General features: G+C 66.5%; 37 protein-coding genes. 27 read left to right on the forward strand and 10 right to left on the reverse strand.

What is annotated here, in order from left to right; genetic code table 11:
• Window positions 1–3 precede the first annotated feature (3 nt).
• The 26 genes from ACZ45C_RS04720 (at window position 4) to ACZ45C_RS04845 (ending at window position 14254) form a co-directional block, all read left to right on the forward strand.
• The gene (locus ACZ45C_RS04720) at window positions 4–1020 is read left to right on the forward strand and encodes a 50S ribosomal protein L3 (RefSeq protein WP_460559443.1); all 1017 of its coding nucleotides are present in this window, start codon (window positions 4–6) and stop codon (window positions 1018–1020) included.
• Window positions 1021–1023: 3 nt separating this feature from the next.
• On the forward strand, window positions 1024–1770 hold the full coding sequence (rpl4p, locus tag ACZ45C_RS04725) for a 50S ribosomal protein L4 (protein WP_460559445.1): 747 nt from the start codon (window positions 1024–1026) through the stop codon (window positions 1768–1770).
• On the forward strand, window positions 1767–2021 hold the full coding sequence (locus ACZ45C_RS04730) for a 50S ribosomal protein L23 (RefSeq protein WP_460559447.1): 255 nt from the start codon (window positions 1767–1769) through the stop codon (window positions 2019–2021). The genes rpl4p and ACZ45C_RS04730 overlap by 4 nt, the downstream gene beginning before the upstream one ends.
• A gap of 1 nt (window position 2022) precedes the next feature.
• Entirely contained in the window at window positions 2023–2745 is a 723-nt protein-coding gene (locus ACZ45C_RS04735) for a 50S ribosomal protein L2 (protein WP_460559449.1), read from the forward strand.
• A complete protein-coding gene (locus tag ACZ45C_RS04740; protein WP_460559451.1) occupies window positions 2742–3167 on the forward strand; it encodes a 30S ribosomal protein S19 in 426 nt (141 codons plus the stop codon). Before ACZ45C_RS04735 ends, ACZ45C_RS04740 begins: the two co-directional genes overlap by 4 nt.
• A 2-nt stretch (window positions 3168–3169) precedes the next feature.
• A complete protein-coding gene (locus tag ACZ45C_RS04745; RefSeq protein ID WP_460559453.1) occupies window positions 3170–3634 on the forward strand; it encodes a 50S ribosomal protein L22 in 465 nt (154 codons plus the stop codon).
• Complete coding sequence (locus tag ACZ45C_RS04750) at window positions 3634–4572, forward strand: 30S ribosomal protein S3 (RefSeq protein ID WP_460559455.1); 939 nt, start codon at window positions 3634–3636, stop codon at window positions 4570–4572. The genes ACZ45C_RS04745 and ACZ45C_RS04750 overlap by 1 nt, the downstream gene beginning before the upstream one ends.
• Window positions 4573–4785: a 50S ribosomal protein L29 gene (gene rpmC / locus ACZ45C_RS04755; protein WP_137783630.1), complete on the forward strand. Its 213-nt coding sequence runs from the start codon at window positions 4573–4575 to the stop codon at window positions 4783–4785.
• A 2-nt stretch (window positions 4786–4787) separates the two neighbouring features.
• The gene (locus tag ACZ45C_RS04760) at window positions 4788–5246 is read left to right on the forward strand and encodes a ribonuclease P protein component 1 (RefSeq protein ID WP_460559457.1); all 459 of its coding nucleotides are present in this window, start codon (window positions 4788–4790) and stop codon (window positions 5244–5246) included.
• Entirely contained in the window at window positions 5237–5581 is a 345-nt protein-coding gene (locus ACZ45C_RS04765; RefSeq protein WP_008001361.1) for a 30S ribosomal protein S17, read from the forward strand. Before ACZ45C_RS04760 ends, ACZ45C_RS04765 begins: the two co-directional genes overlap by 10 nt.
• Window positions 5581–5979, forward strand: coding sequence for a 50S ribosomal protein L14 (locus ACZ45C_RS04770; protein ID WP_460559459.1), 399 nt, complete (start codon window positions 5581–5583; stop codon window positions 5977–5979). The genes ACZ45C_RS04765 and ACZ45C_RS04770 overlap by 1 nt, the downstream gene beginning before the upstream one ends.
• A 2-nt stretch (window positions 5980–5981) precedes the next feature.
• Window positions 5982–6338: a 50S ribosomal protein L24 gene (rplX, locus tag ACZ45C_RS04775; RefSeq protein ID WP_460559461.1), complete on the forward strand. Its 357-nt coding sequence runs from the start codon at window positions 5982–5984 to the stop codon at window positions 6336–6338.
• Window positions 6335–7060, forward strand: a complete 726-nt coding sequence (locus ACZ45C_RS04780) for a 30S ribosomal protein S4e (RefSeq protein ID WP_460559463.1) — start codon at window positions 6335–6337, stop codon at window positions 7058–7060. The genes rplX and ACZ45C_RS04780 overlap by 4 nt, the downstream gene beginning before the upstream one ends.
• Window positions 7053–7577: a 50S ribosomal protein L5 gene (locus tag ACZ45C_RS04785; RefSeq protein WP_460559465.1), complete on the forward strand. Its 525-nt coding sequence runs from the start codon at window positions 7053–7055 to the stop codon at window positions 7575–7577. The genes ACZ45C_RS04780 and ACZ45C_RS04785 overlap by 8 nt, the downstream gene beginning before the upstream one ends.
• Window positions 7574–7747 carry a 30S ribosomal protein S14 gene (locus ACZ45C_RS04790; RefSeq protein ID WP_460559467.1) on the forward strand — a complete coding sequence of 58 codons (174 nt, stop codon included), beginning with the start codon at window positions 7574–7576 and terminating at the stop codon, window positions 7745–7747. The genes ACZ45C_RS04785 and ACZ45C_RS04790 overlap by 4 nt, the downstream gene beginning before the upstream one ends.
• Window positions 7748–7749: 2 nt before the next feature.
• The gene (locus ACZ45C_RS04795) at window positions 7750–8142 is read left to right on the forward strand and encodes a 30S ribosomal protein S8 (protein ID WP_460559469.1); all 393 of its coding nucleotides are present in this window, start codon (window positions 7750–7752) and stop codon (window positions 8140–8142) included.
• A gap of 2 nt (window positions 8143–8144) precedes the next feature.
• Entirely contained in the window at window positions 8145–8678 is a 534-nt protein-coding gene (locus ACZ45C_RS04800; protein ID WP_460559471.1) for a 50S ribosomal protein L6, read from the forward strand.
• A gap of 3 nt (window positions 8679–8681) precedes the next feature.
• Window positions 8682–9386 (forward strand): 50S ribosomal protein L32e, encoded by a 705-nt coding sequence (locus ACZ45C_RS04805; RefSeq protein ID WP_460559472.1) that lies wholly within the window; start codon window positions 8682–8684, stop codon window positions 9384–9386.
• Window positions 9379–9840, forward strand: a complete 462-nt coding sequence (locus ACZ45C_RS04810; RefSeq protein WP_460559474.1) for a 50S ribosomal protein L19e — start codon at window positions 9379–9381, stop codon at window positions 9838–9840. Before ACZ45C_RS04805 ends, ACZ45C_RS04810 begins: the two co-directional genes overlap by 8 nt.
• A complete protein-coding gene (locus ACZ45C_RS04815; RefSeq protein WP_460559476.1) occupies window positions 9840–10397 on the forward strand; it encodes a 50S ribosomal protein L18 in 558 nt (185 codons plus the stop codon). Before ACZ45C_RS04810 ends, ACZ45C_RS04815 begins: the two co-directional genes overlap by 1 nt.
• On the forward strand, window positions 10390–11037 hold the full coding sequence (locus ACZ45C_RS04820; RefSeq protein WP_460559478.1) for a 30S ribosomal protein S5: 648 nt from the start codon (window positions 10390–10392) through the stop codon (window positions 11035–11037). Before ACZ45C_RS04815 ends, ACZ45C_RS04820 begins: the two co-directional genes overlap by 8 nt.
• On the forward strand, window positions 11037–11501 hold the full coding sequence (locus ACZ45C_RS04825) for a 50S ribosomal protein L30 (RefSeq protein WP_460559480.1): 465 nt from the start codon (window positions 11037–11039) through the stop codon (window positions 11499–11501). Before ACZ45C_RS04820 ends, ACZ45C_RS04825 begins: the two co-directional genes overlap by 1 nt.
• Window positions 11498–11995 (forward strand): uL15m family ribosomal protein, encoded by a 498-nt coding sequence (locus tag ACZ45C_RS04830; protein ID WP_460559482.1) that lies wholly within the window; start codon window positions 11498–11500, stop codon window positions 11993–11995. The genes ACZ45C_RS04825 and ACZ45C_RS04830 overlap by 4 nt, the downstream gene beginning before the upstream one ends.
• Window positions 11996–11997: 2 nt before the next feature.
• Window positions 11998–13476 carry a preprotein translocase subunit SecY gene (gene secY, locus ACZ45C_RS04835; protein ID WP_460559484.1) on the forward strand — a complete coding sequence of 493 codons (1479 nt, stop codon included), beginning with the start codon at window positions 11998–12000 and terminating at the stop codon, window positions 13474–13476.
• A gap of 83 nt (window positions 13477–13559) precedes the next feature.
• The gene (locus ACZ45C_RS04840; protein ID WP_460559486.1) at window positions 13560–13874 is read left to right on the forward strand and encodes a DUF7260 family protein; all 315 of its coding nucleotides are present in this window, start codon (window positions 13560–13562) and stop codon (window positions 13872–13874) included.
• A gap of 149 nt (window positions 13875–14023) precedes the next feature.
• Entirely contained in the window at window positions 14024–14254 is a 231-nt protein-coding gene (locus tag ACZ45C_RS04845) for a hypothetical protein (RefSeq protein WP_460559488.1), read from the forward strand.
• A gap of 56 nt (window positions 14255–14310) precedes the next feature.
• On the opposite strand, the gene surE is transcribed toward ACZ45C_RS04845, so the two are convergent.
• A complete protein-coding gene (surE, locus tag ACZ45C_RS04850; RefSeq protein WP_460559490.1) occupies window positions 14311–15189 on the reverse strand; it encodes a 5'/3'-nucleotidase SurE in 879 nt (292 codons plus the stop codon).
• 118 nt (window positions 15190–15307) lie between these two features.
• Window positions 15308–16369 carry a glutamine-hydrolyzing carbamoyl-phosphate synthase small subunit gene (gene carA, locus ACZ45C_RS04855; RefSeq protein ID WP_460559492.1) on the reverse strand — a complete coding sequence of 354 codons (1062 nt, stop codon included), beginning with the start codon at window positions 16367–16369 and terminating at the stop codon, window positions 15308–15310.
• Window positions 16370–16465: 96 nt separating this feature from the next.
• Here carA and ACZ45C_RS04860 point away from each other — a divergent pair, with 96 nt between their 5' ends.
• Window positions 16466–16879: an Lrp/AsnC family transcriptional regulator gene (locus ACZ45C_RS04860; protein ID WP_460559494.1), complete on the forward strand. Its 414-nt coding sequence runs from the start codon at window positions 16466–16468 to the stop codon at window positions 16877–16879.
• 35 nt (window positions 16880–16914) lie between these two features.
• Here ACZ45C_RS04860 and ACZ45C_RS04865 read toward each other — a convergent pair whose 3' ends face one another.
• The 8 genes from ACZ45C_RS04865 to moaA form a co-directional block, all read right to left on the reverse strand.
• The gene (locus ACZ45C_RS04865) at window positions 16915–17337 is read right to left on the reverse strand and encodes a hypothetical protein (protein WP_460559496.1); all 423 of its coding nucleotides are present in this window, start codon (window positions 17335–17337) and stop codon (window positions 16915–16917) included.
• 95 nt (window positions 17338–17432) lie between these two features.
• The gene (locus ACZ45C_RS04870; protein ID WP_460559498.1) at window positions 17433–17588 is read right to left on the reverse strand and encodes a hypothetical protein; all 156 of its coding nucleotides are present in this window, start codon (window positions 17586–17588) and stop codon (window positions 17433–17435) included.
• A 100-nt stretch (window positions 17589–17688) separates the two neighbouring features.
• A complete protein-coding gene (locus tag ACZ45C_RS04875) occupies window positions 17689–18666 on the reverse strand; it encodes an aldo/keto reductase (RefSeq protein WP_460559500.1) in 978 nt (325 codons plus the stop codon).
• Window positions 18667–18756: 90 nt separating this feature from the next.
• A complete protein-coding gene (locus ACZ45C_RS04880; RefSeq protein WP_460559502.1) occupies window positions 18757–18954 on the reverse strand; it encodes a hypothetical protein in 198 nt (65 codons plus the stop codon).
• Between the two features lie 125 nt (window positions 18955–19079).
• Complete coding sequence (carB, locus tag ACZ45C_RS04885; RefSeq protein WP_460559504.1) at window positions 19080–22310, reverse strand: carbamoyl-phosphate synthase large subunit; 3231 nt, start codon at window positions 22308–22310, stop codon at window positions 19080–19082.
• Window positions 22311–22435: 125 nt separating this feature from the next.
• Entirely contained in the window at window positions 22436–22651 is a 216-nt protein-coding gene (locus ACZ45C_RS04890; RefSeq protein WP_460559506.1) for a hypothetical protein, read from the reverse strand.
• Between the two features lie 122 nt (window positions 22652–22773).
• Window positions 22774–23307 (reverse strand): DUF5815 family protein, encoded by a 534-nt coding sequence (locus tag ACZ45C_RS04895; RefSeq protein WP_460559508.1) that lies wholly within the window; start codon window positions 23305–23307, stop codon window positions 22774–22776.
• A gap of 91 nt (window positions 23308–23398) precedes the next feature.
• Window positions 23399–24403: a GTP 3',8-cyclase MoaA gene (gene moaA, locus ACZ45C_RS04900; RefSeq protein WP_460559510.1), complete on the reverse strand. Its 1005-nt coding sequence runs from the start codon at window positions 24401–24403 to the stop codon at window positions 23399–23401.
• Window positions 24404–24442 lie beyond the last annotated feature (39 nt).

A 24442-nucleotide genomic window follows, 5' to 3' on the forward strand; every position in this document is an offset into this window, starting at 1 on the left:
CACATGCCACAACCAAGCCGACCACGAAAAGGCTCGCTGGGCTACGGCCCGCGGACCCGCGCCGACAGCGAGGTACCGCGTATCCGTTCGTGGCCTGACGACGACGGAGCCCCCGCGCTACAGGGCTTCGCCGGCTACAAAGCCGGGATGACTCACGTCGTCATGGTCAACGACGAGGCCAACTCGCCGCGTGAGGGGATGGAAGAGTCCGTTCCCGTCACGGTCGTCGAGACGCCGCCGATGTACGCGGTGGCCCTGCGCGCCTACGAAGAGACGCCGTACGGACAGAAACCGGTCGAAGAGGTCTGGGCGACCGAGTTCCACGAGGAACTCGACCGCGCGCTCGACCTCCCGGCGGAAGACAGCTTCGAGGAGAACGCCGACGCGCTTCGCGCGCTGCTGGACGACGACGTCGTCGACGACGTTCGCGTCATCACGCACACGGCTCCCTCGGAGCTTTCGAACATACCCAAGAAGAAGCCCGACGTGATGGAGACCCGGGTCGGCGGCGGCTCTCTCGAGGAGCGCGTCGACTTCGGGCTCGATCTCGTCGCGGAGGGCGGTGCCCACGAGTTCGGCGACGTCTTCCGCGCGGGACAGTACACCGATGTGTCGGGCATCACGAAGGGGAAAGGGACGCAGGGTCCCGTCAAACGCTGGGGCGTTCAAAAGCGGAAGGGCAAACACGCCCGCCAGGGATGGCGGCGTCGGATCGGAAATCTCGGTCCGTGGAACCCCTCCCGCGTGCGCTCCACCGTTCCCCAGCAGGGGCAGACCGGTTACCACCAGCGTACCGAGCTCAACAAGCGCCTCATCGACTTCGGCGAGGGCGACGACGCCTCCGTCGACGGCGGCTTCGTCAACTACGGCGAGGTCGACGGCGAGTACGCGCTCATCAAGGGTTCGCTGCCCGGTCCGGACCAGCGCCTGCTGCGATTCCGCCCGGCCATCCGGCCGAACGACCAGCCGCGCCTCGACCCCGAGGTCCGGTACGTATCCACCGCATCCAACCAGGGATAACCAATGAACGCAACAGTACACGACCTGGACGGCGGGGACGCGGGCAGCATCGAGCTGCCGGCGATCTTCGAGACCGCGTTCCGACCGGACCTCATCGGTCGGGCGGTCACCGCCGCACAGGCCAACCGGAAGCAGGCCTACGGTGCCGACGAGTTCGCCGGGCTGCGGACCCCCGCGGAGTCGTTCGGCTCCGGCCGCGGGCTCGCACACATCCCGCGCTCAGAGAACGTCGCCCGCCGCGTCCCGAACGCCGTGTCGGGGCGCGCCGCGCACCCCCCGAAGGCCGAGAAGGACCAGTCGAAGAAACTGAACGACAAGGAGCGACAGCTCGCCATCCGGTCGGCCATCGCGGCCACCACGGACGCAGAGCTGGTCGCCGAGCGCGGTCACGCGTTCGACGCGGACCTCGATCTCCCCCTCGTCGTGAGCGACGAGTTCGAGGACCTCGAAAAGACCCAGGAGGCCCTGGGCGTGCTCGAAGCCGTCGGCGTCGACACCGACATCGAGCGCGCGGAGGAGGGCCGCTCCGTTCGGTCCGGTCGCGGAAAGACCCGCGGCCGAAAGTACAGCCAACCGAAGTCCGTTCTGGTCGTCACGAGCGAGGAGCCGTCCCGCGCCGCCCGCAACCTCGCGGGCGTCGACGTCGCGACCGCAGGCGAGGTCAACGCGGAGGACCTCGCGCCGGGAGCGCATCCGGGTCGACTCACGCTGTGGACCGAGAGCGCCGTCGAGGAGGTGGCGGAGCGATGAACTCGATCATCGAGCATCCGCTCGTCACCGAGCAGGCGATGAACCAGATGGACTTCAAGAACAAGCTGGTGTTCGTCGTCGACGTCGACGCGACCAAACCGGAGGTCCGCGACGAGGTCTCCGAGCGGTACGACGTGCGCGTCGTCGACGTGAACACGCAGGTGACCTCGAAGGGCACGAAGAAGGCGACCGTCACGCTCTCCGAGGACGACGACGCGACGGAGATCGCGTCGCGCATCGGGGTGTTCTGAGATGGGACGACGAATTCAAGGACAGCGGCGTGGACGCGGCGGCCCGACGTTCCGGGCCCCCTCCCACCGCTACAAGGCGGAACTGTCGCACAAGAAGCTCGAAGACGTGGACACGGTCTCCGGCGAGATCGTCGGGATCGAACACGACCCCGCCCGCTCGGCTCCGCTCGCGGAGATCGAGTTCGAGGACGACGACCGTCGGCTCGTGCTCGCGCCTGAGGGCGTGAGCGTGGGCGAGACGATCCAGGTCGGCGTCTCGGCGGAGATCAAGCCCGGGAACACGCTCCCGCTCGCGGAGATCCCGGAAGGCGTCCCCGTCTGTAACGTCGAGAGCAACCGCGGAGACGGCGGGAAGTTCGCTCGCGCCTCCGGCGTGTCGGCAACGCTTCTCACCCACGACCGCGACGTCGCGGTCGTCCAGCTTCCCAGCGGGGAAGTCAAGCGGCTCGACCCGCAGTGCCGCGCCACGATCGGCGTGGTCGCCGGCGGCGGTCGGACGGAGAAGCCCTTCGTCAAGGCCGGGAACAAGTACCACAAGATGAAAGCGCGCGGGACCAAATACCCGCGCGTCCGCGGCGTCGCGATGAACGCCGTCGACCACCCCTTCGGCGGCGGTGGTCGCCAACACCCCGGCCAGCCGAAATCGGTCTCGCGGGACGCCCCGCCGGGACGGAAGGTCGGTGACATCGCATCCAAGCGCACCGGACGAGGTGGCAACAAATGAGTTCAGATTACCGCACCGGCCGCGAGGGCAAGGAGTTCGCCTACCGCGGTCACTCGCTCGACGAACTGCAGGAGATGGACGTAGACGAGGTCGCGGAACTGCTCCCCGCACGCCAGCGGCGAAGCATCGTTCGCGGACTCGGCACCGAACAGCAGAAGCTGCTGGAGACGGTCCGGAGCCGCGACAAGGAGACGACGGCGGACGATCCGATCCGGACGCACCTGCGCGACATGCCGGTCCTCCCGGAGTTCGTCGGCGTCACGTTTGCCGTGTACAACGGACACAGCTTCGAGCGCGTCCAGGTCGAGCCCGAGATGATCGGACACTACCTCGGTGAGTTTCATCAGACTCGAAGCACCGTCGAACACGGTCAGGCCGGCATCGGCGCGACCCGGTCCTCGAAGTTCGTGCCCCTCAAGTAACCATGGGAATCAACTACAGCGTCGAGGCCGACCCGGAGACCACCGCCAAGGGGATGCTCCGCGACCGGCCCATCAGCGTGAAGGACAGCAAGGAGATCTCTCGGGAGATCAAAGGCGAGACGGTCGCCGACGCCGAGGAGTTCCTCCAGGAAGTCATCGACGAGGAGACGTCGGTGCCCATGCGCCAGCACAACGCCGGCGCGGGTCACCGCTCCGACATCGACGGCTGGGACGCGGGTCGATACCCGGAGAAGGCCGCGAAGGACTTCCTCAAGCTCTTAGAGAACGTCAAGAACAACGCGGACGAACAGGGATTCGACGGCGACGAGATGGTGATCAAACACGTCGCACCGCACAAGGTTGGCGAGCGACCGGGGCGGAACCCGCGTGCGGCGGGGGCGACCCAGTGGAACACCACGCTCGCGGACGTCGAACTCATCATCGAGGACCCGGAGGCTGACGAATAATGGCTGACGAACACCAATTCATCGAGGACGGCCTGCGCCGTTCACAGATCAACGAGTTCTTCGCGGACGAGCTCGGCCGCGCCGGCTACGGCGGCATGGACGTCGCCCAGACGCCGATGGGCACGCAGATCGTCCTGAAGGCCGAAAAGCCCGGCATGGTGATCGGGAAGGGCGGGAAGAACATCCGCAAGATCACCACCGAGCTGGAGGACCGCTTCGACATGGACGACCCGCAGATCGACGTTCAGGAGGTCGACGAGCCCGACCTGAACGCTCAGATCGTCGCGGACCGTCTCGCGAACGCCTTAGAGCGCGGCTGGTACTTCCGGAAGGCCGGTCACACGACGATCGACCGCATCATGGACGCCGGCGCGCTGGGCGCCGAGATCGTCCTCTCCGGAAAGGTCACCGGAGCGCGCTCGCGCGTAGAGAAGTTCAACCGCGGCTACATCAAGCACAACGGCGAGCCCGCGGAGGAGGTCGTCGACCACGGCCAGGGCGTCGCGGTGATGAAGCTCGGGACGATCGGCGTCAACGTGAAGATCATCCCGCCGGGCGCGCAGCTCCCGGACGACTTCGACATCCGCGAGGACGCGGAGGTGCCGGAGGTCGAGCAGGCGACGGTCGACGCGGGTGCAGACGAGGGCGTCGAGTCGCTGCTCGAAGAGGAGCCCGATGAGGTCCCGGACGTCGGTGCCGACGACGACGTCGACGTGCCCGACGAGGACCCCGCCGACGTCATCGACGAGGAGGTCGTCGAAGAGGTCGTCGAGGAGACCCAAGAGACGGCCGCGGACGCGACCGACGTCGCGGAAGAGGAACCGGTCGGCGACGCGGAGGCGGACGACATCGACGAGCTCGACGAGGAGATAGAGTCCGAGGCGGCCGACCTCGTCGCAGAGATGGAAGCGGCCGACGAAGACGAGGAGGACGAATAGATGGCGATCCTCTACACCGAGGAAATCCGCGACATGACCGCGGCTGAACGGCAGGTCGAACTCGAGGAACTCGAGACCGAACTGCTCAACTCGAAGGCCCAGCGGGCCGCGGGCGGGATGCCCGAGAGCCCCGGCCGCGTCAACGAACTGAAGAAAACGATCGCGCGGATCAAGACGATCCAGCAGGAAGAAGGCGACTTCGACGACGAATAACGATGATATCTCCCGATCAGCTCGTTCGACACGAACTCGTCGGCCTCCCGGTTCGGGTGGCCGACGCCGATAGCGACGCCCGCGTTGGCATCGCCGGTCGCGTGTCGTCCGAGACGTTCGGCACCCTCGTGGTCCGAACGGAGTCGGGAGACAAACGCGTGCCCAAGGCGGGCGCGACGTTCGAGTTCGGTGTCGTTGATCACCCAACCGTTCACACAGATGAAGCCGCCGACGACGGCCAGTCGTCGGGGTCCGCGTCCCAACTCGGGTCGGATACTACGGGGGTCCGCCCCCGTCAGTCTGGCCCGTCCGGGTCCACGTGCGTCGTCACCGGTGACGACGCGGGTCCGGCGAGCCGACGAGGCGAGTGCAAAGACGCGGTCTACGTAACGGTGGATGGCGACCGGTTGCGGTATCGACCCGCCGAACGCACCGAACGAGGTGTCACACAATGGCGATAGGAATCGACGTACCCACGCCTCCGGAGCCAGACAACCCGGAGGATTACGACTACGAGAAGTGCCCGTTTTACGGGCAGCTCTCCGTCCGCGGCCAGACTCGTGAGGGAACGGTCGTGTCGACGGACATGGAAAAGACCGTCATCGTCGAGCGAGAATACGACGTGTTCGTACCGAAATACGATCGGTACATGAAGCGCCGCTCGCGCATCCCGGCTCACGTGCCGGGCGTGCTCGATTCGCTCGAAGTCGGTGACGAAGTGAAAATCGCGGAGACGCGACCGCTCTCGAAGACGAAGTCCCACGTCGTCGTCGAGAACCTGTCGGGTGATCAGTGATGGAGGCTCTCAAGGCCGACGTCACGCAGGGGCTCTCGAAGGGCTCTCTCATCACGTGCGCCGACAACACCGGCGCTCGTGAGCTGAAGGTCATCTCCGTGTCGGGCTACTCCGGCACGAAGAACCGTCACCCCAAGGCAGGTATCGGCGACAAGGTGACCGTCTCGGTCACCAAGGGGACGCCGGAGATGCGGCGACAGGTGCTGGAGGCGGTCGTCGTCCGCCAGCGCAAGCCGATCCGCCGTCCGAGCGGCACGCGCGTGAAGTTCGAGGACAACGCGGCCGTGATCATCGACGACCTTGAGGAGCCGCGGGGCACGGAGATCAAAGGCCCCGTCGCTCGCGAGGTCGCCGAACGATTCGGGAGCATTGCCTCGACCGCGACGATGATCGTCTAACTATGACGAAACAGCCACGCAAACAGCGAAAACGGTCGGAGACCGCGCCGCTCCACGAGCGGCAAAAGCAGGTCCGGGCCACCCTCGCGGACGACCTCCGCGAGGAGTACGGTCAGCGGAACGTCCGCGTCAACGCCGGCGACACCGTCGAGGTACTTCGCGGCGACGCGGCCGGGACGGAGGCGGAGGTCGTCTCCGTCGACCTGTCCGCAGAACGGATCACCGTCGAGGACGTCACCGTCGAGAAGGCGGATGGGGAGGAGGTTCCCCGTCCGATCCCGGCGAGCAACGTTCGGGTGACCGATCTGGACCTGGAAGACGAGCGCCGGGAGGCGCGGCTCCAGGAGGATAACGAATGACGCGACATCAGAAGCGACTGGCAGTACCGAACTCCTGGCCGGTCGAGCGCAAGACTGACACGTTCACCGTGAAGGCCGGTGCCGGCCCCCACGGTGAGGCGGGCGTTCCGCTCGTCGTCCTGCTGCGGGACGTGCTCGGTTACGTCGACTCGACGAAGGAGGCGCGCTACGCGCTGAACAACGACTCGGTCCTCGTCAACGGGGACGCCATCTCGGACGAGCAGCGTCCGATCGGGATGTTCGACATCCTGGCGTTCGCCGAGCGCGAGGAGTTCTTCCGCGTCTTCCCCGACGAGGGCGGTCGGCTCGCGCTGACTCCCGTCGACGAGGAGGCCGCCGGAAGCCGGCTCGGGAAGATCACGAACAAGTCCGTCATCCCCGGTGGAGACGCCCAACTGACGCTCCACGACGGGACGAACGTCCGCGTGGACGCCGACACCGAGTACGACACGAAAGACTCGATCGTCGTCGACAACGAGACCAAGGAGGTCGTCGCCCACTTCGAGTACGAGGAGGGCGCGCTCGTGACCGCCGTCGCCGGCCAACACGCCGGTCGCATCGGCGAGGTCGACGAGATCGACGTGACGCTCGGATCCGGCTCGAACACCGTCACCGTCGCCGACGAAGGCGACGGATACGAGACGGTCGAGGAGTACCTCGTCGTCATCGACGAGAACTTCACCGGCGACGACGCCGACGAGGCGGGTGATTCGGATGAGTGAAGCCGAGAGCGCCGCCCACGAGATGCGCGAGCCGTACCTTGAGAAGGTCGTCGTCCACATGGGCGTCGGGCAGGGCGGTGAACCCCTCGCCGACGCCGAGGAGATCATCGAGGAGATCACGGACCAGCAGTCGGTCCGGACCACCTCGAAGCGCACCATCGCCGAGTTCGGCATCCGCAAGGGTGACCCGATCGGCGTCAAGGTGACGCTGCGGGGCGAGGACGCACACGCGTTCCTCGAAACCGCGCTGGATATCGTCGACGTCGATCGGAGTCAGTTCGACGACACCGGCAACCTGAGCTTCGGAGTCGAAGACCACACCGACTTCCCGAGCCAGGAGTACGACCCCAACATCGGGATCTACGGGCTCGACGTGACCACGACGATCGTCCGTCCCGGCTACCGCGTCTCCAAGCGCGACAAGGGAACGTCGTCGATCCCGGGTAATCACCGGATGACCGCCGAGGACGCGGCCGCGTTCCTCGAAACGAACTTTGACGTCGAGGTAACGGCATGAGTGAAGCGAACAACGATACGGGCGAACACGCCGCGAAACGCACCGACTCCCGGCACACCTGCCGGCGGTGCGACCGCGCGCAGGGGCTTGTCGGCAAGTACGACATCAACCTCTGCAGGCAGTGCTTCCGCGAGGTCGCTCGAGACATGGGATTCGAGAAGTACAGCTGAACATGACGGGAAACGATCCATTCACCAACGCGCTCGCCGGCATGGACAACGCCGAGAGCGTTGGCCATCTGTCGTACACGGTTGAGCCCGCCTCCAACATCATCGGCTCCGTCCTCGAGGTCCTCTACGACCGCGGGTACGTCGACGGCTTCGAGTACGTCGACGACGGGAAAGCCGGGAAGTTCGAGGTCGAACTGAAAGGCGCGATCAACGAGTGTGGCGCCGTCAAGCCCCGCTACTCCGCGGGTGCAGACGAGTTCGAGAAGTGGGAGAAGCGATTCCTCCCCGCCCGTGACTACGGGACGCTCATCGTCACGACGAGCCACGGCGTCATGAGCCACTACGAAGCCCGAGAAGCGGGCATCGGCGGCCAAGTGATCGCATACGTCTACTAACAATGAACAGAGTCGAAATCGAGATTCCGGACGACGTCTCCGCCGAGACCGACCACCTCGAACTCACCGTCGAGGGTCCCAACGGGAGCGTCACGCGACGCCTCTGGTACCCCGACGTCGAGGTCACGGTCGAGGACGATGTCGTCGTTGTCGCCTCCGAGAACGAGGACGCGAAGACGAACGCCACGGTCGGCACCTTCGAGAGCCACGTCGCCAACATGATCCACGGCGTCACCGACGGATGGGAGTACACGATGGAAGTGTACTACGCCCACTTCCCGATGCAGGTGACCGTGAACGGCGACGAGGTCGTCATCGAGAACTTCCTCGGCGAACGCGCACAGCGACGCACGCCCATTCGCGGAGACACGGACGTACAGATCGACGGCGAGACGGTCACGCTCACGGGCTCCGACAAGGAGGCCGTCGGACAGACCGCCGCCGATATCGAACAGCTGACGAAGGTGACCGACAAGGACACGCGCGTCTTCCAAGACGGCGTGTACATCGTCGAGAAACCCACCGGAGGTGCCTAACGCATGGCAGACGAACTGGAAGACATCAGCGGTGTCGGTCCCTCGAAGGCGGACGCGCTTCGCGAGGCCGGCTACGAGACGGTCGAGGACGTGAAGGCTGCCTCTCAATCGGAACTCTCCGAGGTCGACGGCGTCGGAAACGCGCTCGCCGCGCGTATCAAAGCAGACGTCGGCGGGCTGGAGGTCGACGAGGAGGCCGAAGCGGAGATCGAAGACGAGACCGAGGAGGAGGCCGCGGAGGCCGAATCCGACGAGGAGGTCGAGACGGAGCTTCGGCCCCGCGGCCACGCCGACAAGACGCCGGAACTGGACGACGAGACCGCTCGCGCGCTCGCACAGAAGCACCGCGAGGGGAAGCCGCAGTTCAACCGGCAGGACTACCACAAGAAAAAACGGATCCCGACGTCGTGGCGCAAGCCCCGCGGCGGGCTCTCCAAGCAGCGTCGCCGCATGAAAGCGAAGGGTCCCGTCGTCGAGGCGGGGTTCCGCTCGCCGAAGGCGTCGCGCGACCTGCACCCGAGCGGCTTCGAGGAGGTCCGCGTGCACAACACGGACGACCTCGAAGGCGTCGAGGGGGACACGCAGGCGGTGCGGATCGCCTCGAAGGTCGGCGGCCGGAAGCGCGAACTGATCGAAGACGAGGCGGAAGAGCGCGGAATTCGCGTGCTCAACCCGACCTACGTCGAAGTGGAGGTCGACGATGAGTGACCTGAAAGCGCAGAAACGACTCGCGGCTGACGAGCTCGACGTCGGCAAGGGCCGCGTCTGGCTCGACCCCGAGGCACAGGAGGAGATCGAGGACGCGATCACCCGCGAGGACATCCGCGATCTCATCGATCAGGGAACGATCCGTGCGAAAGACGCGAAGACGAACTCCCGCGGTCGGGCCCGCGAGCGCGCGGAGAAGCGCTCGTACGGCCACCAGTCCGGTGCCGGCACCCGAAAGGGTAAATCCGGCGCTCGGCAGAACACGAAAGATGACTGGAAGGCGCGGATCCGCGCACAGCGCGCCCGCCTGAAGGAACTCCGAGACGACGAGAACGTGCTCGACGCCAGCGAATACCGCACGCTCTACAACAAGGCGAGCGGTGGCGACTTCGAGGACGTCGCGCGGCTGGAGGCGTACATCCAGACGCAGTACGGTTACGAGGTGACGGACTAATGGCGACAGGACCACGATACAAGGTGCCGATGCGTCGCCGCCGCGAGGTCCGGACGGATTACCATCAGAGGTTGCGCCTGCTGAAATCGGGCAAGCCTCGCCTGGTCGCCCGGGTGAGCAACGCTCACGTCAGGGCGCAGCTGGTGACTCCCGGACCCGACGGCGATGAGACCCACGCGGCCGCCTCCAGCGAGGAACTCGCGGAGTACGGCTGGGACGCCCCCACGGGCAACCTCCCCAGCGCGTACCTCACAGGGTACCTCGCGGGTGCCCGCGCCGTCGATGCCGGCCTCGACGAGGCCGTGCTCGACATCGGTCTCAACACGGCGACGCCCGGCAACAAGACGTTCGCAGTACAGGAAGGAGCGATCGACGCCGGCCTCGAAATCCCGCACAACGACGACGTGCTTGCCGACTGGTCGCGCACGCGTGGCGAGCACATCGCCGCGTACGCCGAGCAGCTCGACGAGCCGCTGTACAGCGGCGATTTCGATGCGGCCGACCTACCCGAGCACTTCGACGACGTGCTCGCGACAATCCAGGAGGACCATGAGTAGACACAACGACGGCTGGGAACCGCGGACGCGACTCGGCCGCAAGGTACAGAACGGCGATATCTCGTCGATGGAACAGGCACTCGACTCCGGTCTCCCGCTGAAGGAGGCGGAGATCGTCGACCAGCTCCTTCCGGGGCTGGAAGACGAGGTGCTGGACATCAACATGGTCCAGCGCATGACCGACTCCGGCCGCCGCGTGAAGTTCCGGTGTGTGGTCGCCGTGGGCAACCGCGACGGCTACCTCGGCTACGCGCAGGCCCGAGACGACCAAGTCGGCGGCGCGATCCAGAAGGCGATCGACGTCGCGAAGCTGAACATCATCGAGGTTGACCGCGGCTCCGGCTCTTGGGAGGACCAGCCCGGCGGCACGAACTCCCTGACTCGGACGGCGACCGGCAAGGCCGGCTCCGTCACGGTCGAGATCAAGCCCGCCCCGCAGGGGCTCGGACTGGCGGCCGCAGAGACGGTTCGAAACATCTTGGAGCTCGCCGGCGTCGAGGACGCGTGGACGAACTCCGACGGCAACACACGCACGACGGTGAACCTCGCGAAGGCGACGTTCAACGCGCTGGAGAACGCGGCGCAGTCCCGCACTCCGCAGCATGCGCGTGAGGTCCACTACGACGAGGTGAGCGAGTGATGCAGGCGATCGTGCAGCTCCGCGGCGACGTCAACCTCGAGTACGGCGTCGAGGACACGCTCGACATGCTGAACGTCGGGCGCGTCAACCACGCGACGCTCGTTCCCGAGACGGACTCGTACCGCGGCATGATCACGAAGGTGAACGACATCGTCGCGTTCGGTGAGCCGAGCGTCGACGCCGTCGCGCGAACCATCGCACGGCGCGGCGAGCCGCTCGAAGGCTCCGCCGACATCGACGACGAGTGGATCGACGACAACACCGACTACGCCGACCTGGAGGCGTTGGCCGAGGCGCTCGTCGCCGAGGAGACGACCCTGCGCGATCAGGGGCTCTCTCCGACGCTGCGACTCCACGCTCCCCGCGGCGGTCACGAGGGCATCAAACACCCCGTGATCGAGGGCGGCGAACTCGGTCGCCACACCACCGAGGAGATCGATTCCCTCTTGGAGGCTATGCGATGACGGACAAGAAACGCAGACAGCGCGGGTCCCGGACCCACGGCGGCGGAACGCACAAGAACCGGCGCGGTGCCGGTCACCGTGGCGGCCGCGGTGCGGCCGGCCGCGCGAAACACGAGTACCACAACTACGGTCCGCTCGGCAAGCACGGGTTCAAGCGCCCGGAGGACTCTCAGACGGACGTCCTTGAAGTCAAGGTCCAGAAGCTCGACGAGGACGCCGCGCTGTACGCCGCCGAGGGGCTCGCCGAGGAAGACGGCGACGCGTACGTCATCGACGCGCGCGACGTCGTCGACGACGGCTACGACGCCGACGTGGTGAAGGTGCTCGGCGGCGGACAGGTCCGTCGCGAGCTTCGCGTCACGGCCGACGCGTTCACCGCCGGTGCGGTCGAACGCATCGAGGAAACGGGCGGCGAGGCGACGCTCTCCGAGCGCGCCGAGGAAGCCGCTGACGAATCAGAAGACACTTCCGACGACGAGGCCGACGAGGCGTAATCATGAGCTGGAAGGAGGCCGCCGAACCGGTGCTCTCGCGGATGCCCGTTGTGGAGCGGCCGGCGGGTCACGTCCCGTTCAAACGGAAGCTCACGTGGACGGCTGGTATCCTGATAGTCTACTTCTTCCTGACCAACATCAACCCGTTCGGGTTGGCTGCCACTCAGGGGTCGGACTTCTTCGGGCAGTTCCGATCGGTGCTCGCCGGCGAGTCCGGCTCGCTGCTGCAGGTCGGTATCGGTCCGATCGTCACGGCGTCCATCGTCTTGCAGCTTCTGGGCGGGGCGAACCTGCTCGGGCTCGACACGGACGACCCGCGCGACCAGGTGCTGTACCAGGGCCTCCAGAAGCTGCTGGTGATCATCGTCACCGGGCTCACCGCCGCGCCGATGGTCTTCACGGGTGAGTTCCTTCCCGCGGACCCGGCGGTCGCACAGTCGCTCGGCATCGGCACGTTCGGCGTCGAGCTGCTGATATTCGCGCAGATCTTCGTCGGCGGCGTCCTCATCCTGTTCATGGACGAAATCGTGAGCAAGTGGGGCGTCGGCTCCGGCGTCGGTCTGTTCATCATCGCCGCGGTCAGCCAGCAGATCGTCGGCGGCTTCTTCAGCTTCTCGGCGCTCGGTGCGAACGGATTCTTCGCCAACTGGTATGGACTCATCTTCGGCGGGAATCCGAGCACGCTGTCGCCGTTCACGAGCGAGGGGCTCCAAAATCTGCTCTTCGATCCGGGGAACATCCTCGCGCTGTTCACGACGCTTTTCATCTTCGGAATCGTCGTGTACGCCGAGTCGGTCCGGGTCGAGATTCCACTGTCACACGCTCGTGTGAAGGGTGCTCGCGGACGCTTCCCGGTGAAGCTCATCTATGCGTCCGTTCTGCCGATGATCCTCGTTCGCGCGCTGCAGGCGAACATCCAGTTCCTCGGTCAGATCCTCTCCTCGCAGTGGGCGGGGATGCCAGCGTGGCTCGGAGAGTACAGCCAGCAGGGGCAGCCTATCTCTGGGCTGTTCTACTACTTGAACCCGATCCAGACGCGGGGCGAGTGGATGTGGTTCCTCGGTGAGATCCCGGCGAGCGTCGAGCCGTGGATGATCGCCGTTCGCCTTGCCATCGACCTGACGTTCATGATCGTCGGCGGGGCCATCTTCGCTATCTTCTGGGTGGAAACGACCGGGATGGGCCCGGAAGCGACCGCACAGCAGATTCAGGGATCCGGGATGCAGATTCCCGGATTCCGCCGGAACCCGCAGGTCGTCGAGAAGGTCATGGAGCGGTACATCCCGCAGGTGACCGTCATCGGCGGCGCGCTGGTCGGGTTCCTCGCCGTCATGGCGAACCTGCTCGGCACTATCGGACAGGTCTCCGGAACCGGGCTGCTGCTTGCCGTCTCCATCACGTACAAGCTGTACGAGGAGATCGCCGAAGAGCAGCTGATGGAGATGCATCCGATGATGCGCCAGATGTTCGGAAACGAGTAACGAACATCTACACTCCTTTACATTCTTTTTCGACACTGAGCGACTGCTCCGTACTCAGTTGTCCCCTATCCGGAATGGTCGCAGTGACCGACTCGGACGACACTTTCGGCCAATTTGACGAGGTGACTGCGCTCGGATTCGACGAACTTCGGGCGTACCACGACCGGTTGGAGGCACACCGGGCGCAGTGTGCAGGGGTGTGTCGGGATCGGCAGGAAGACCTCGGCGGCGCGACGAGTCACGACGTCGCCGTGGGGATCACGCACCGTTCGCTGGTCGAGCACGTGTACGCGAACCTGTCCGTCACCCACCCGGTCTTGGATACGGCGACGCGCCTCAGTGGTATCTGTACCGAGTGTCAGCGCACCGTCCGCGACCACCTCGTTCGCCGAGCCTGACGCGCGACCCGAAACCGTGCGACGCGCAGCAACGACCCTGCGGGCGCACTCCGCCGGGTTGATACCCGTTCGCACCGTCGCACGGACATGAACGCGGGAGCAACCGTGGACGCCGCTCATCCGGTGAGGTGGGGCGCGTGGTAGGCCCCATGTCAGACGCGGAGCGTGATGCGGGGAACCGCAAGATCAAGGCCGGGTTCCTCCTTCTCGTCGCCGTGTCTCCGCCACTTATCGCCCTCCAGTGGGGGGCGACTCCGATACAGCTCCTCGCAGCGCTCGCCGCCGGCGCGGTGCTGGGGCTGGCGTTGGTGTGGTACCTCGGTCGCCTCGCGAGGGAGTTCACCGGAGGATCGCGGCGGCGGCGACGCGGGCGGCGGTAAGCCCGGACCGTCAGCGACGGCGAGGGAGCGATCGAGTGGAACCGGACGACGCCCGGCTACTCCGGCTCGTGTTCCGGTGCCGCTCCGTCACCCCCGCCGATCGCGACGACATCGCCCGCTCGTTCGGCGGCGACGGAGCGTGACGACGACAGCGGCGAGATGCTCACCTCGCCGTCGACGGCAGCGCGACGGTCTGAACCGGGGTCGTCGGGCACGTCGCCGCGGAGGAACTCTCGCCAGAATCTGTCACGGAGTTCCATCCCCATCTCGCCGCGACGCTCGTCGAAGCCGCTCTCGCCGGCGTCTGTCTCGCCGGGTCGGAACTCGCTCACGTCGAAGCCGCGAGCGGGTTCGGTCAGTCGGTACGTCGGCCGGTCGGCGGCCGCGTCGTCTGCGGCCGGAACGTTGACGTTCAACACGTCCGCGCCGAAGGGGAGCGCGGTATCACCGTCACCGGTGTGCGTCGCGGCGTCGAGGAGATCGACGATGACCTCGGCGGCGAGCGCGAACTCGTCGGTGCTCAGCGTCGGAGGCACCGGGAGATTCCCGCGGTCGTACAGCGATACGGCGATTGCGGGCGTCCCGAGGAACGAGGCCTCCATCGCGGCTCCGACCGTGCCCGACTGCCCGAGGATGTGCGCGCCGATGTTCGGCCCGTGGTTACAGCCGGAGACGACGAGATCCGGATCGAGACCGAGCGCCACGTCCGCGACCGCGACGCAGTCGGCCGGCGTCCCCTCGACCGCGTAGCCGCCGTCGGTCTCCTCGTATTCCACCGTGGTCTCCCACCACGAGCGCGCGCCCCCGACGCCGGACTGGTTGCTCGCGGGCGCGACCACCGTCACGTCGTACTCGCGGGAGAGCGCGTCCGAGAGCGCACGGAGCCCGACGGCGTCGATGCCGTCGTCGTTGGTGAGGAGGACCGTCGTAGTCATGCGATCCACTGGACGCGGGCGGACCAAAACGTCGCCGGTCGAGCGCTATCACCGGTCGATCGACGACTGAGAAACCGACACGAGAGACGCTGAAATGCTGAGCGGGCCGGGTGCGCGGTCAGTCGGCCACGACGCGCGACGTGGACTGTGCGAGGTCCATGACCTCGTCGAAGAAGCCGAGCGAGTCGTGCGGGCCGGGGTTCGCCTCTGGGTGGTACTGACGGGTGATGACGTCCAGATCCGTGCTGTCGAGCCCCTCGACGGTGTCGTCGTTGACGTTCACCTGCGTCACTTCGAGCGGACCGGTATCGGCGACGGTGTAGCCGTGGTTCTGGGTCGTCATCACTACCTTGTCGGTGCGGAGGTCCTTGACGGGCTGGTTGACGCCGCGGTGCCCGAACGCCATCTTCTCCGTCGAGCCGCCGAGCGCGCTCGTGATCACCTGCTGTCCGAGACAGATGCCGGCCATCGGCAGATCGCCCGCGAACTCCTCGACGACCTCGTGTGCGGCGACGAAGTTCTCGGGGTCACCCGGCCCGTTCGAGACGAACAGCACGTCGGGGTCGACGGCCGCCACGTCTTCGGGCGTCGCGTCGTACGGGAGGACGTGGACGTCCGCGCCGCGTTCCATGAGCGAGGAGATGATCGACCCCTTGGCACCGCAGTCGAGCAGCGCCACGTCGGCCTCGCCGCCTCCCTCGTAGACGGTCGGCTCGGACACGGACACCTGCGCGCCGATATCGACGTGGTCGCTCATCGGCTTGCACGCCTCCATCTCCTCGACCGCGTCTTCGGGAGTCGCGTCCGGGCCAGCGGCGATCCCGCAGGCCATCGCGCCCTCCTCGCGGACGGTGGTGACGATTTCGCGGGTGTCGAGGTGGTCGATCGCCGGCACGCCCTCTTCGGTGAGCCAATCGGCGACGTCGTCGGTCAGCTCGCGTGCGACCGCCGCGCGAGGCTGAACCGCCTCGGACTCGAACCGCTCGGTTCGGACGCCGTAGTTCCCGATCAACGGGTACGAAAACGTGAGGACTTGCTCGGCGTAGGAGGGATCGGTGAGCGACTCCTCGTAGCCTGTGTACGCGGTCGTGAACACAAGTTCTCCACGGGTGCGCCCCGGTGCACGCGCGCGCGCTTCGAGCACGCGTCCGTCAGCCAGCGCGATATAGGCGTCCGACATTACGAGATACGTACGTGTATGGGATAATAAATGCGTCGTTCGAAGCTCTGTTACGATATTCGTAACGAGTAAGTCACCGGGGGAAATGTGTGGCGTATGGACGACCTCGACCGCCGGATCCTCTCTATCCTGCGCCGGGACGCGCGAACGCCGTACACGAAGATTGCCGATCAGGTGGGGACTTCGGAGGGGACCGTGCGAAACCGCGTCGACCGCATGACTGAGGACGGAATAATCGAGCGGTTCACCGTCACCACCCGCACCGGAAACGTGAAGGCGATGATCGAGATCTCGGTGGAGATGAATGTCGACACCGACGCGGTCGGCGACCGTATGGTCGACTGGGAGGAGGTCGACTTCGTCTGGCAGGTCTCGGGGGAGGATGACATTGTCCTCGTCGTCGACGCCGTGGACACGCGCGCGGTCAACGACCTGATATCGCAGGCGAGAGAGATGGACGAGGTCAAATCCACGAAAACCCGACTGATCCTCGACGAGCGGCTCGGCTGAGCCCGCGCCCGTCCGTCACCTCCCGCTCGCCGCGCTCAGTCGTCTTCGAGCGCCTGCGCGATGCGCTGGAGCTGCCGCGTCGCGTCGCGGACCTCGTCTCGGAGTTGGCGGACTTCGCGGACGAGTTCCTCGTTGCCGGCCTGGTCGCTGCCCTCCTCGCCACGGCCGCCCGGACCGCCGCCCATGCCGGGCGGGCCGCCAGCGCCGCCGGGGCCACCGCCGCCCATCATCCCGGACATCATCTGTGCGAAGGGGTTGCCGCCGCCACCGCCGCCCATGCCGGGCGGGCCGCCACCGCCGCCGCCCATCATCTCCTCGGGGCTCGGACGGTCGCCCTCCTCTCGCTCCTCCTCGCGACGCTCGCGGATCTCCTCGACGCGTTCGCGGAAGGATTTTTCCTCTCCGTCGCCGCCCTGTTCGTCGCCGGTCTCGGCGTCGCTGGCGTCGTCGTCTGCCATGCGAGGGGCTTCGACGCCCCGGCCGAAAAGGGTTGTCGCTCCGCGCTCCGCGCGCGTCCCGGGAACGCGGCCGGAGTGACGCTCCGAACCCGCGCTCAGGCTCGAACCGGCGTCTGGCAGTTCGGACACTCGGTCGTCTCCGTGTCGCGACCGATCGCCGGCACGTGGTCGCCGCAGTTCGGACACCGCGTCCGGGTACGGGCGTACTCGGTGCTCGACTGGACGGGGATGTGCTCTGATCTCTCGCTCATACGTGCGTGTGAATCTCTCACTCGGTATATGGCTTGCCCATATATCTCCTAAAACACCGAATACAATATTGAGGGTCGGCGATGCCGGCGCTCGCGTCCGTCACTCGTGTCCGGACACCCGAACCGGTTCGTACGGCTCCTCCAGCCATTCGACGTCCGACGCGGACAGATCGATGTCGAGCGCCTCGACGGCGTCTTCGAGGTGTTCGACGGTCGTGGTGCCGACGATGGGGGTGTCGACGCGGTCCTTCTGGAACAGCCACGCGAGCGCGACCTGCGCCATCTTCACGCCCTTCTCGTCGGCCAGTTCCGCCACGCGCTCGTTGACGGCCGGCCCGCCGCCCTCGCGGTAGGGGTGCTCGTAGAGGTGCTCTTCGGTCTCGCCGCGCAGCGTGGCGTCGACGTCCTCGTGTGGCCGGGTGAGGTAGCCGCGCGCGAGCGGGCTCCACGGCATCACGCCCACGTCCTCGTTGTCACACAGCGGGAGCATCTCGCGCTCCTCCTCGCGGTACGCGAGGTTGTAGTGGTTCTGCATCGTGGCGAACCGCTCGTACCCCTCGCGGTCGCTCACGCGGAGCGACTCGGCGAACTGGTGGGCCCACATCGATGAGGCCCCCGGGTACCGAATATCTCCGCGACGGACCGCGTCGTCGAGCGCTGCGAGCGTCTCGTCGATCGGGGTGTCGTAGTCCCACCGGTGGATCTGATACAGATCGATCGTGTCCATACCGAGCCTGTCGAGGCTGTTCGCGAGTTCCTGGTCGAGCGCCTTCCGCGAGAGTCCGCCCGAGTTCGGGTTCGACTCGTCCATCTGGAAGTACGCCTTCGTGGCGACGGTGAACCGGTCGCGGTCGTACTCAGCGAGCGCGTCGCCGAGGACGCGCTCTGAGGCCCCGTTCGAGTACATGTTGGCGGTGTCGAAGAACGTCACGCCGAGTTCGATCGCCCGGTCGATCAGCTCGCGGCCCGCCTCCTCGTCCAAGACCCACTCGCGCCAGTCGGGGTCGCCGAAGCTCATGCAGCCGAGACAGATCTTCGAGACGGTCATGCCCGTGTTTCCGAGCGTCGTGTACTCCATACGCGGGCCACGACGGCCCGGCACAAAAATGCACCCGGGCGGGCTACACGACCGGCCCGCGCCGGAGGAGTCCCCCGGTCTCGCGACGGGTCACCGGTCTCGGAACGACGCCGTGTACACGAGGAACGCGCCGGTGAGAATGACGAACGCGAGGAAGGTGACGAGCGCGAGGACGTTCGCGACCGGGGCGAGCGGGAACAGGAACTCCGGTCCGGTCGTCGCGAGCACCAGCACGGCGAGGAGGGCGGCGATCAGCCCGAGCAGCCAGTTCGTGAGGACATCGTCCATGCACGCACCTCTCCGGGACGCGGCATAAAGCCGCTGGACGCCCCCGAAAGCTATCTCGCGACCGTCCGCTGTGAGCGACCGCACGACGCCGTGGCTGCTCGGCGAGCGCGTCCGTCAGATTCGGGCTACTCGCTCGCGCCCCACTTCTCGACGCGCTTCGGCCGGTCTGAGACGGCCATCACGTCGATGTCGTCGCCGGCGTGCTCGATCGCTTCGAGCGCCGCCTTCGCCGAGGCGTACGTCGAGAAGTAGGTGATCTCCTCTTCGACGGCGACTTCGAGCAGTTCGCGCTGGCGCGAGACGATGAGGTCGATCTCGCCGCGTTTCGCGGCCTCGATCAGGTCCGTCGCCTCGCTCAGCTGGAAGTGTTCGGCGTACCCCTCGACGAGCGCCTCGCCCGCCTCCGTGTCGGGGTCGGGGAACTCCTCAGCCGAGAGGTCGACGACCGCGGTGCCGGACTCCGGAATCGGCTTGCTCGTCGCGTCCTGCGCCTTGTCATAGGCCTTCCCGAACGAGCGGGCGGTGCCCATGACCTCGCCGGTCGACTTCATCTCCGGACCGAGACGGGGGTCAGAGCCCGGTAGGCGGTCGAACGGCAGGACGACCTCCTTCACGCTGCGGTGTTCCGGGATCTGCTCGTCGACATCGAGGTCCGCAAGCGAGACGTCGTCCGTCATCACCTTCGCCGCGAGCTTCGCGATCGGGACGCCCGTCGCCTTCGAGACGAACGGGACCGTCCGCGAGGAGCGCGGGTTCGCCTCTAACACGAACACCTCGCTTTCGGCGTCGGCGTCGTGGACGCCCGTCACGGCGAGTTGGACGTTAAGCAGTCCGACGGTGTCGAGCGCGCGGGCGATGTCCTCCGTCACCTCGCGGACCCGCGCGAGGGTGTCGTCGTCGAGCGAGCGAGGCGGGATCATGCAGGCGGAGTCGCCGGAGTGGACGCCGGCGCTCTCGACGTGTTCCATCACGCCGCCGAGCAGCACGTCATCCCCGTCCGCGACCGCGTCGACGTCCAGTTCGACCGCGTCGGCGAGGAACTGGTCGACCAAGATCGGCTTGTCGGGCGAGACCCGAACCGCCTCCTCGATGTACTCCTCCAGCTCCGCGTCGTTCTCGACGACGCGCATCGCGCGGCCGCCGAGCACGTAGGAGGGACGCACCAATACGGGGTAGCCGATCCGGTGGGCTAAATCGAGCGCCTCGGCCTCGCTCGTTGCGGTGCCGCCCTCCGGCTGGGCGACGCCCATCTCGTCCATCAGGACGTTGAACCGGTCTCGGTCCTCCGCCAGGTCCATCGCCTCGACGCTCGTCCCCAAGATCGAGCAGTCGAGTCCGCGGCGGTCGATCTCCGCTTTGAGGGGTTCGCCCACGTTCACGGAGGTCTGGCCGCCGAACTGGACCATCACGCCGTCCGCACCGGTCGTCTCGATCACGTCGGCCACCTCCTCGGCCGAGATCGGCTCGAAGAAGAGCCCGTCGGAGGTGTCGTAGTCGGTCGAGACAGTCTCGGGGTTGTTGTTGACCACGTGCGCGTCGATGCCGAGTTCGCGGAGCGCGCGGACCGCGTGGACCGCGCAGTAGTCGAACTCGACGCCCTGTCCGATGCGGATCGGGCCGCCGCCGACGACCACGACGCTCTCGACGTCGGGGTCGACGCGGACTTCGTTGGCCGCGCCGGCGGTGTCGGCGTCCCGGATAAACTCCGGCAGGCGCGCGGAGTAGTAGTACGGGGTGGACGCCTCGAACTCGCCGGCACAGGTGTCGACCTGCTTGTACGTGCGGTCCGGAACGCTGGTCTCGACCTCGCTCACGTCGGCGTCGACGCCGCCCGCGGTGGCCGTCGCCGCGATCTCGGCGTCGGTGCGGCCGACCATCGCCGCTTCGGTGAAGTCGCTCTCTGCGGCCGCGGCCGTCCCGTCGGCGATCTTCTCGAACCGCTCGACGTACCAGCGGTGGATCCCCGTCAGGTCGATCACGTCGTCGACGCCGTAGCCGCGGTCGAACGCCTCGAACATCGCGTACGGACGGTCCGGGCTCGCCCGTTCGAGGTACTCCGTCTCCAGCTCCGCGTCGGAGACCTCCTCGAAGTCGACGGCGGGGTCGTACTCGGAGGAGCGCAGCGCCTTCACCATGCTCTCCTCGAAGGTCCGGCCGATCGACATCGCCTCGCCGGTCGATTTCATCGCCGTGCCGAGTTCGAAGTCCACGTCGTCGAACTTGTCGATGGGCCAGCGCGGCACCTTCGTCACCACGTAGTCGATGGCGGGCTCGAAAGCGGCCGTTGTCTCGCCGGTGATCTCGTTTTCGATCTCGTGGAGCCGCTTGCCGAGCGCGACCTTCGCGGTGACGCGGGCGATCGGGTAGCCGGTCGCCTTCGAGGCGAGCGCGGAGGAGCGAGAGACGCGCGGGTTCACCTCGACGACGCGGTACTCGCCGCCGGGGCTGCCGTCGTCGTGCCACGCGAACTGGATGTTACAACCGCCCTGAATGCCCAGTTCGCGGATGACGCCCAGCGCGGCGTCGCGCATCTCTTGGTGACCGTCGTCGGGGATCACCTGCGAGGGGGTGACGACCGTCGACTCGCCGGTGTGGATCCCCATCGGATCGATGTTCTCCATGTTGCAGATGATGATACAGGAGTCGTCGGCGTCCCGCATCACCTCGTACTCGAGTTCGACCCAGCCCGCGATTGACTCCGTGATCAGCACCTCGCTGTTACGCGAGAGGCGGAGCCCCTTGCGGACGCGCTCGACCAGCTCGTCGAACTCCTCGACGACCCCGGAGCCGGAGCCGCCGAGCGTGTACGTCGTCCGCGAGATGACGGGCAGGCCGCCGACGTCGTCGACGGCGTCCCGGACGCGCCCGCGGAACGCCTCCTCGTCGAAGTCCGTGACCGACTCGCCCTCGCCGAGCGAGATGGTCGTCGACTTGGGTACCGGCTGGCCGATGTTCTCCATCCGCTGGCGGAACAGGTCCCGGTCCTCCGTGGCGTAGATGGTGTCGAGCGGCGTCCCCATCACCTCCACGTCGTGGTCTTCGAGGATCCCCTGCTCGGCGAGTTCGGCGGTGACGTTCAGCCCAGTCTGACCGCCGAGTCCCGCGATGACGCCGTCGGGCTGTTCGATCCGGATGACCTCCGAGATCGCTTCCGGCGTGATCGGCTCGATGTACACTCGGTCGGCCGTCTCGGGATCGGTCATGATCGTCGCCGGATTCGAGTTCACTAACACGACGCGGGCACCCTCCTCTTGGAGGGCGCGACACGCCTGCGCGCCGGAGTAGTCGAACTCCGCTGCCTGTCCAATCTGGATCGGTCCGCTACCGATGAGCAGTATAGTCCGGTCCTCGCTCATTGAGCGGACGAAATACGCTCATCGTAATAAGGCCGACGATAGAATACGAATCTCGCAGTCAATTTGCGATTTTCGCAAGGTATGTCGTGTCGTACCGCGTTCGGCGGTGCTACACAGATACCGCGTCACGCGTCGAGTGCGTATCGATACGGCCGGTCGGCGATGACCTCGATCTCACCGCCTTCGGCCCGCCGGCCCAGCACGGTCGCGACGCGGTGGGGACTGTCGAGGCCGTCGCGGTCGTCCACGAGCGCGAGGATCTCCCGCGCCGTCAGCGGCTCGTCGGCGGCAGCGAGCACGCCGCGGATCCGCTCGTACCGGTCGAATTCACCGGTGCTCATGCGTCTTACGTACGGTCCCCGAACATATAGGGTTCAGTGAGACACGAGTCGGACAACCGTCAGACAGACGGCCTCAGATGGCCGTTACCGGGCGATTCAACCGATCTGAATCCCACGACCGATCAGGCGTACGGATCCTCGGCTTCGAGGTCGCGCTCGGCGCGATACTGATCGACGAACTCGCTCACGTCGAACTCGACCATCTCCGCTTCGAACGCCGAGAGCGCCTCGTCGTCGTCGGCATGGCTCACGGCGTGTTCCATCAGCTCGACGACGAGTTCGACGACGATCTCGTGGAGCCGCCGAGAGTTGAACGCGGTCACCCACACCATCGCGTAGCCGACGTCGGCGTTCTCGGTCGCGTCGTGGGCGACGACTCGGTCGGGAAACTCCTCCAAGACGACGCCGAGCAGGTGTGGGGTGTCGAACTCCGGCATCTCCTCGCTCGTCGTCTCGATCGCCTCGCGGAGCACCTCGACGAGGAAGTCGGGCAGAAAGCGCTCCGGCGGATGGACGTCCATCACGACCGCGTGCGTCTCGCCGCAGTCGCACGCGAACTCGCGCATCCCCAAGTCCAACTCGCCGACGCCGATCGTCTCTCCGCACGGCAGCTCCAGCGTGTTCTCGTCGCCACCGGGAACGCGCGGCTGGGACATAGTCGGTGTTCGCCGCTCACGGGATTAAAAGGCGCGGAACGGGACGGCCCAACGACTCGAGATCTCGGTCACGCGATGGCCGCCGCGGCGGTCAGTCCGCCGCAGACGGCGTCCCGAGGTACGCATCGTTGATCTCGTACTCGCCGTCGTCGTTCTCGATCAGGTACTCGCCGTAGTAGGGAACCCGATTCTCGACGACCGCCTCGAACGTTTCGGCTATCTCCTCGCGGGTCATCTCGCCCATCGACCGGAGGTCGTCGTTGCGGTTGAGACACCCCTTCAGGTAGCCCTCGTGGGTGACGCGGACGCGGCCACAGTTGGCACAGAACTCCTCGTTCTCGACGGGGTCGACGATCTCGACCATCCCGCCGCCCTCGCCGTCCGCGTCCTCGCCGACGAAATACCGCTTTCGGTCGTGCATCTCGCGGTGTTCGACGCGGTCGGCCTCCGCGGCGAGCCAGTCGTGCACGCGTCCGATGTCGATGTTCCACTCCGGCTTGCCGGTGAGTTCCGGCATGTACTCGATGAGCTGGAGCTGAAGCCCCTCGTTGTCGGCGACGTGTTCGACCATCTCCTCCACGTAGCCCGCGGTGTGCGTGAACACGACCATGTTGAGTTTCACGGGATCGAGTCCGGCGTCGACGGCGGATCTGACGCCCTCCAACACGCGCTCGTACGCGCCCGACTTCGTCACCTCGGCGAAGTCGTCCGGGTCGAGCGCGTCTTGTGAGACGTTCACCCTATCCAGCCCGGCGGCCTTCAGGTCCTCGGCGCGGCCGGGGAGGAACGTCCCGTTCGTCGTCATCGACACCTCCATCGACTCTGGCGTACGCTCTACGATCTCCTCTAGATCCTGCCGGAGCATCGGTTCGCCGCCGGTGAATTTCACCGAGTCGACGCCGTATCCCTCGACGACCTCCAGAAAGCGCACCACGTCGTCCGCGCTCATCTCCGCGTCGCCCGGCTCCATCGGGCCGCGCGTGTCGCCGAGCCCCTCGTTGTGACAGTAGACGCAGTCGAAGTTACACCGGTCAGTGAGCGAGACTCGCACCCCCGTCACCTCCCGTCCGAAGTCGTCCGCGAGCGGCTCGGTCATGGTCGATCGAAGCGACTGAGATCGCTTAAATATCCGGTT

The sequence above is a fragment of the Halorubrum pallidum genome, from assembly GCF_055380345.1.

Coding starts and splice junctions, on each gene's coding strand:
- ACZ45C_RS04890 (WP_460559506.1), bottom strand. CDS start 22,651: ATGAGCACCGGTGAATTCGACCGGTACGAGCGGATCCGCGGCGTGCTC.
- ACZ45C_RS04790 (WP_460559467.1), top strand. CDS start 7,574: ATGAGTGAAGCGAACAACGATACGGGCGAACACGCCGCGAAACGCACC.
- ACZ45C_RS04810 (WP_460559474.1), top strand. CDS start 9,379: ATGAGTGACCTGAAAGCGCAGAAACGACTCGCGGCTGACGAGCTCGAC.
- ACZ45C_RS04860 (WP_460559494.1), top strand. CDS start 16,466: ATGGACGACCTCGACCGCCGGATCCTCTCTATCCTGCGCCGGGACGCG.
- rpl4p (WP_460559445.1), top strand. CDS start 1,024: ATGAACGCAACAGTACACGACCTGGACGGCGGGGACGCGGGCAGCATC.
- rplX (WP_460559461.1), top strand. CDS start 5,982: ATGACGAAACAGCCACGCAAACAGCGAAAACGGTCGGAGACCGCGCCG.
- ACZ45C_RS04805 (WP_460559472.1), top strand. CDS start 8,682: ATGGCAGACGAACTGGAAGACATCAGCGGTGTCGGTCCCTCGAAGGCG.
- ACZ45C_RS04735 (WP_460559449.1), top strand. CDS start 2,023: ATGGGACGACGAATTCAAGGACAGCGGCGTGGACGCGGCGGCCCGACG.
- ACZ45C_RS04875 (WP_460559500.1), bottom strand. CDS start 18,666: ATGGAGTACACGACGCTCGGAAACACGGGCATGACCGTCTCGAAGATC.
- ACZ45C_RS04745 (WP_460559453.1), top strand. CDS start 3,170: ATGGGAATCAACTACAGCGTCGAGGCCGACCCGGAGACCACCGCCAAG.
- ACZ45C_RS04820 (WP_460559478.1), top strand. CDS start 10,390: ATGAGTAGACACAACGACGGCTGGGAACCGCGGACGCGACTCGGCCGC.
- carA (WP_460559492.1), bottom strand. CDS start 16,369: ATGTCGGACGCCTATATCGCGCTGGCTGACGGACGCGTGCTCGAAGCG.
- ACZ45C_RS04870 (WP_460559498.1), bottom strand. CDS start 17,588: ATGAGCGAGAGATCAGAGCACATCCCCGTCCAGTCGAGCACCGAGTAC.
- ACZ45C_RS04730 (WP_460559447.1), top strand. CDS start 1,767: ATGAACTCGATCATCGAGCATCCGCTCGTCACCGAGCAGGCGATGAAC.
- ACZ45C_RS04845 (WP_460559488.1), top strand. CDS start 14,024: ATGTCAGACGCGGAGCGTGATGCGGGGAACCGCAAGATCAAGGCCGGG.
- rpmC (WP_137783630.1), top strand. CDS start 4,573: ATGGCGATCCTCTACACCGAGGAAATCCGCGACATGACCGCGGCTGAA.
- ACZ45C_RS04815 (WP_460559476.1), top strand. CDS start 9,840: ATGGCGACAGGACCACGATACAAGGTGCCGATGCGTCGCCGCCGCGAG.
- ACZ45C_RS04880 (WP_460559502.1), bottom strand. CDS start 18,954: ATGGACGATGTCCTCACGAACTGGCTGCTCGGGCTGATCGCCGCCCTC.
- moaA (WP_460559510.1), bottom strand. CDS start 24,403: ATGACCGAGCCGCTCGCGGACGACTTCGGACGGGAGGTGACGGGGGTG.
- ACZ45C_RS04895 (WP_460559508.1), bottom strand. CDS start 23,307: ATGTCCCAGCCGCGCGTTCCCGGTGGCGACGAGAACACGCTGGAGCTG.
- ACZ45C_RS04865 (WP_460559496.1), bottom strand. CDS start 17,337: ATGGCAGACGACGACGCCAGCGACGCCGAGACCGGCGACGAACAGGGC.
- ACZ45C_RS04720 (WP_460559443.1), top strand. CDS start 4: ATGCCACAACCAAGCCGACCACGAAAAGGCTCGCTGGGCTACGGCCCG.
- surE (WP_460559490.1), bottom strand. CDS start 15,189: ATGACTACGACGGTCCTCCTCACCAACGACGACGGCATCGACGCCGTC.
- ACZ45C_RS04795 (WP_460559469.1), top strand. CDS start 7,750: ATGACGGGAAACGATCCATTCACCAACGCGCTCGCCGGCATGGACAAC.
- ACZ45C_RS04800 (WP_460559471.1), top strand. CDS start 8,145: ATGAACAGAGTCGAAATCGAGATTCCGGACGACGTCTCCGCCGAGACC.
- ACZ45C_RS04740 (WP_460559451.1), top strand. CDS start 2,742: ATGAGTTCAGATTACCGCACCGGCCGCGAGGGCAAGGAGTTCGCCTAC.
- ACZ45C_RS04760 (WP_460559457.1), top strand. CDS start 4,788: ATGATATCTCCCGATCAGCTCGTTCGACACGAACTCGTCGGCCTCCCG.
- ACZ45C_RS04765 (WP_008001361.1), top strand. CDS start 5,237: ATGGCGATAGGAATCGACGTACCCACGCCTCCGGAGCCAGACAACCCG.
- ACZ45C_RS04780 (WP_460559463.1), top strand. CDS start 6,335: ATGACGCGACATCAGAAGCGACTGGCAGTACCGAACTCCTGGCCGGTC.
- carB (WP_460559504.1), bottom strand. CDS start 22,310: ATGAGCGAGGACCGGACTATACTGCTCATCGGTAGCGGACCGATCCAG.
- secY (WP_460559484.1), top strand. CDS start 11,998: ATGAGCTGGAAGGAGGCCGCCGAACCGGTGCTCTCGCGGATGCCCGTT.
- ACZ45C_RS04830 (WP_460559482.1), top strand. CDS start 11,498: ATGACGGACAAGAAACGCAGACAGCGCGGGTCCCGGACCCACGGCGGC.
- ACZ45C_RS04750 (WP_460559455.1), top strand. CDS start 3,634: ATGGCTGACGAACACCAATTCATCGAGGACGGCCTGCGCCGTTCACAG.
- ACZ45C_RS04770 (WP_460559459.1), top strand. CDS start 5,581: ATGGAGGCTCTCAAGGCCGACGTCACGCAGGGGCTCTCGAAGGGCTCT.
- ACZ45C_RS04785 (WP_460559465.1), top strand. CDS start 7,053: ATGAGTGAAGCCGAGAGCGCCGCCCACGAGATGCGCGAGCCGTACCTT.
- ACZ45C_RS04825 (WP_460559480.1), top strand. CDS start 11,037: ATGCAGGCGATCGTGCAGCTCCGCGGCGACGTCAACCTCGAGTACGGC.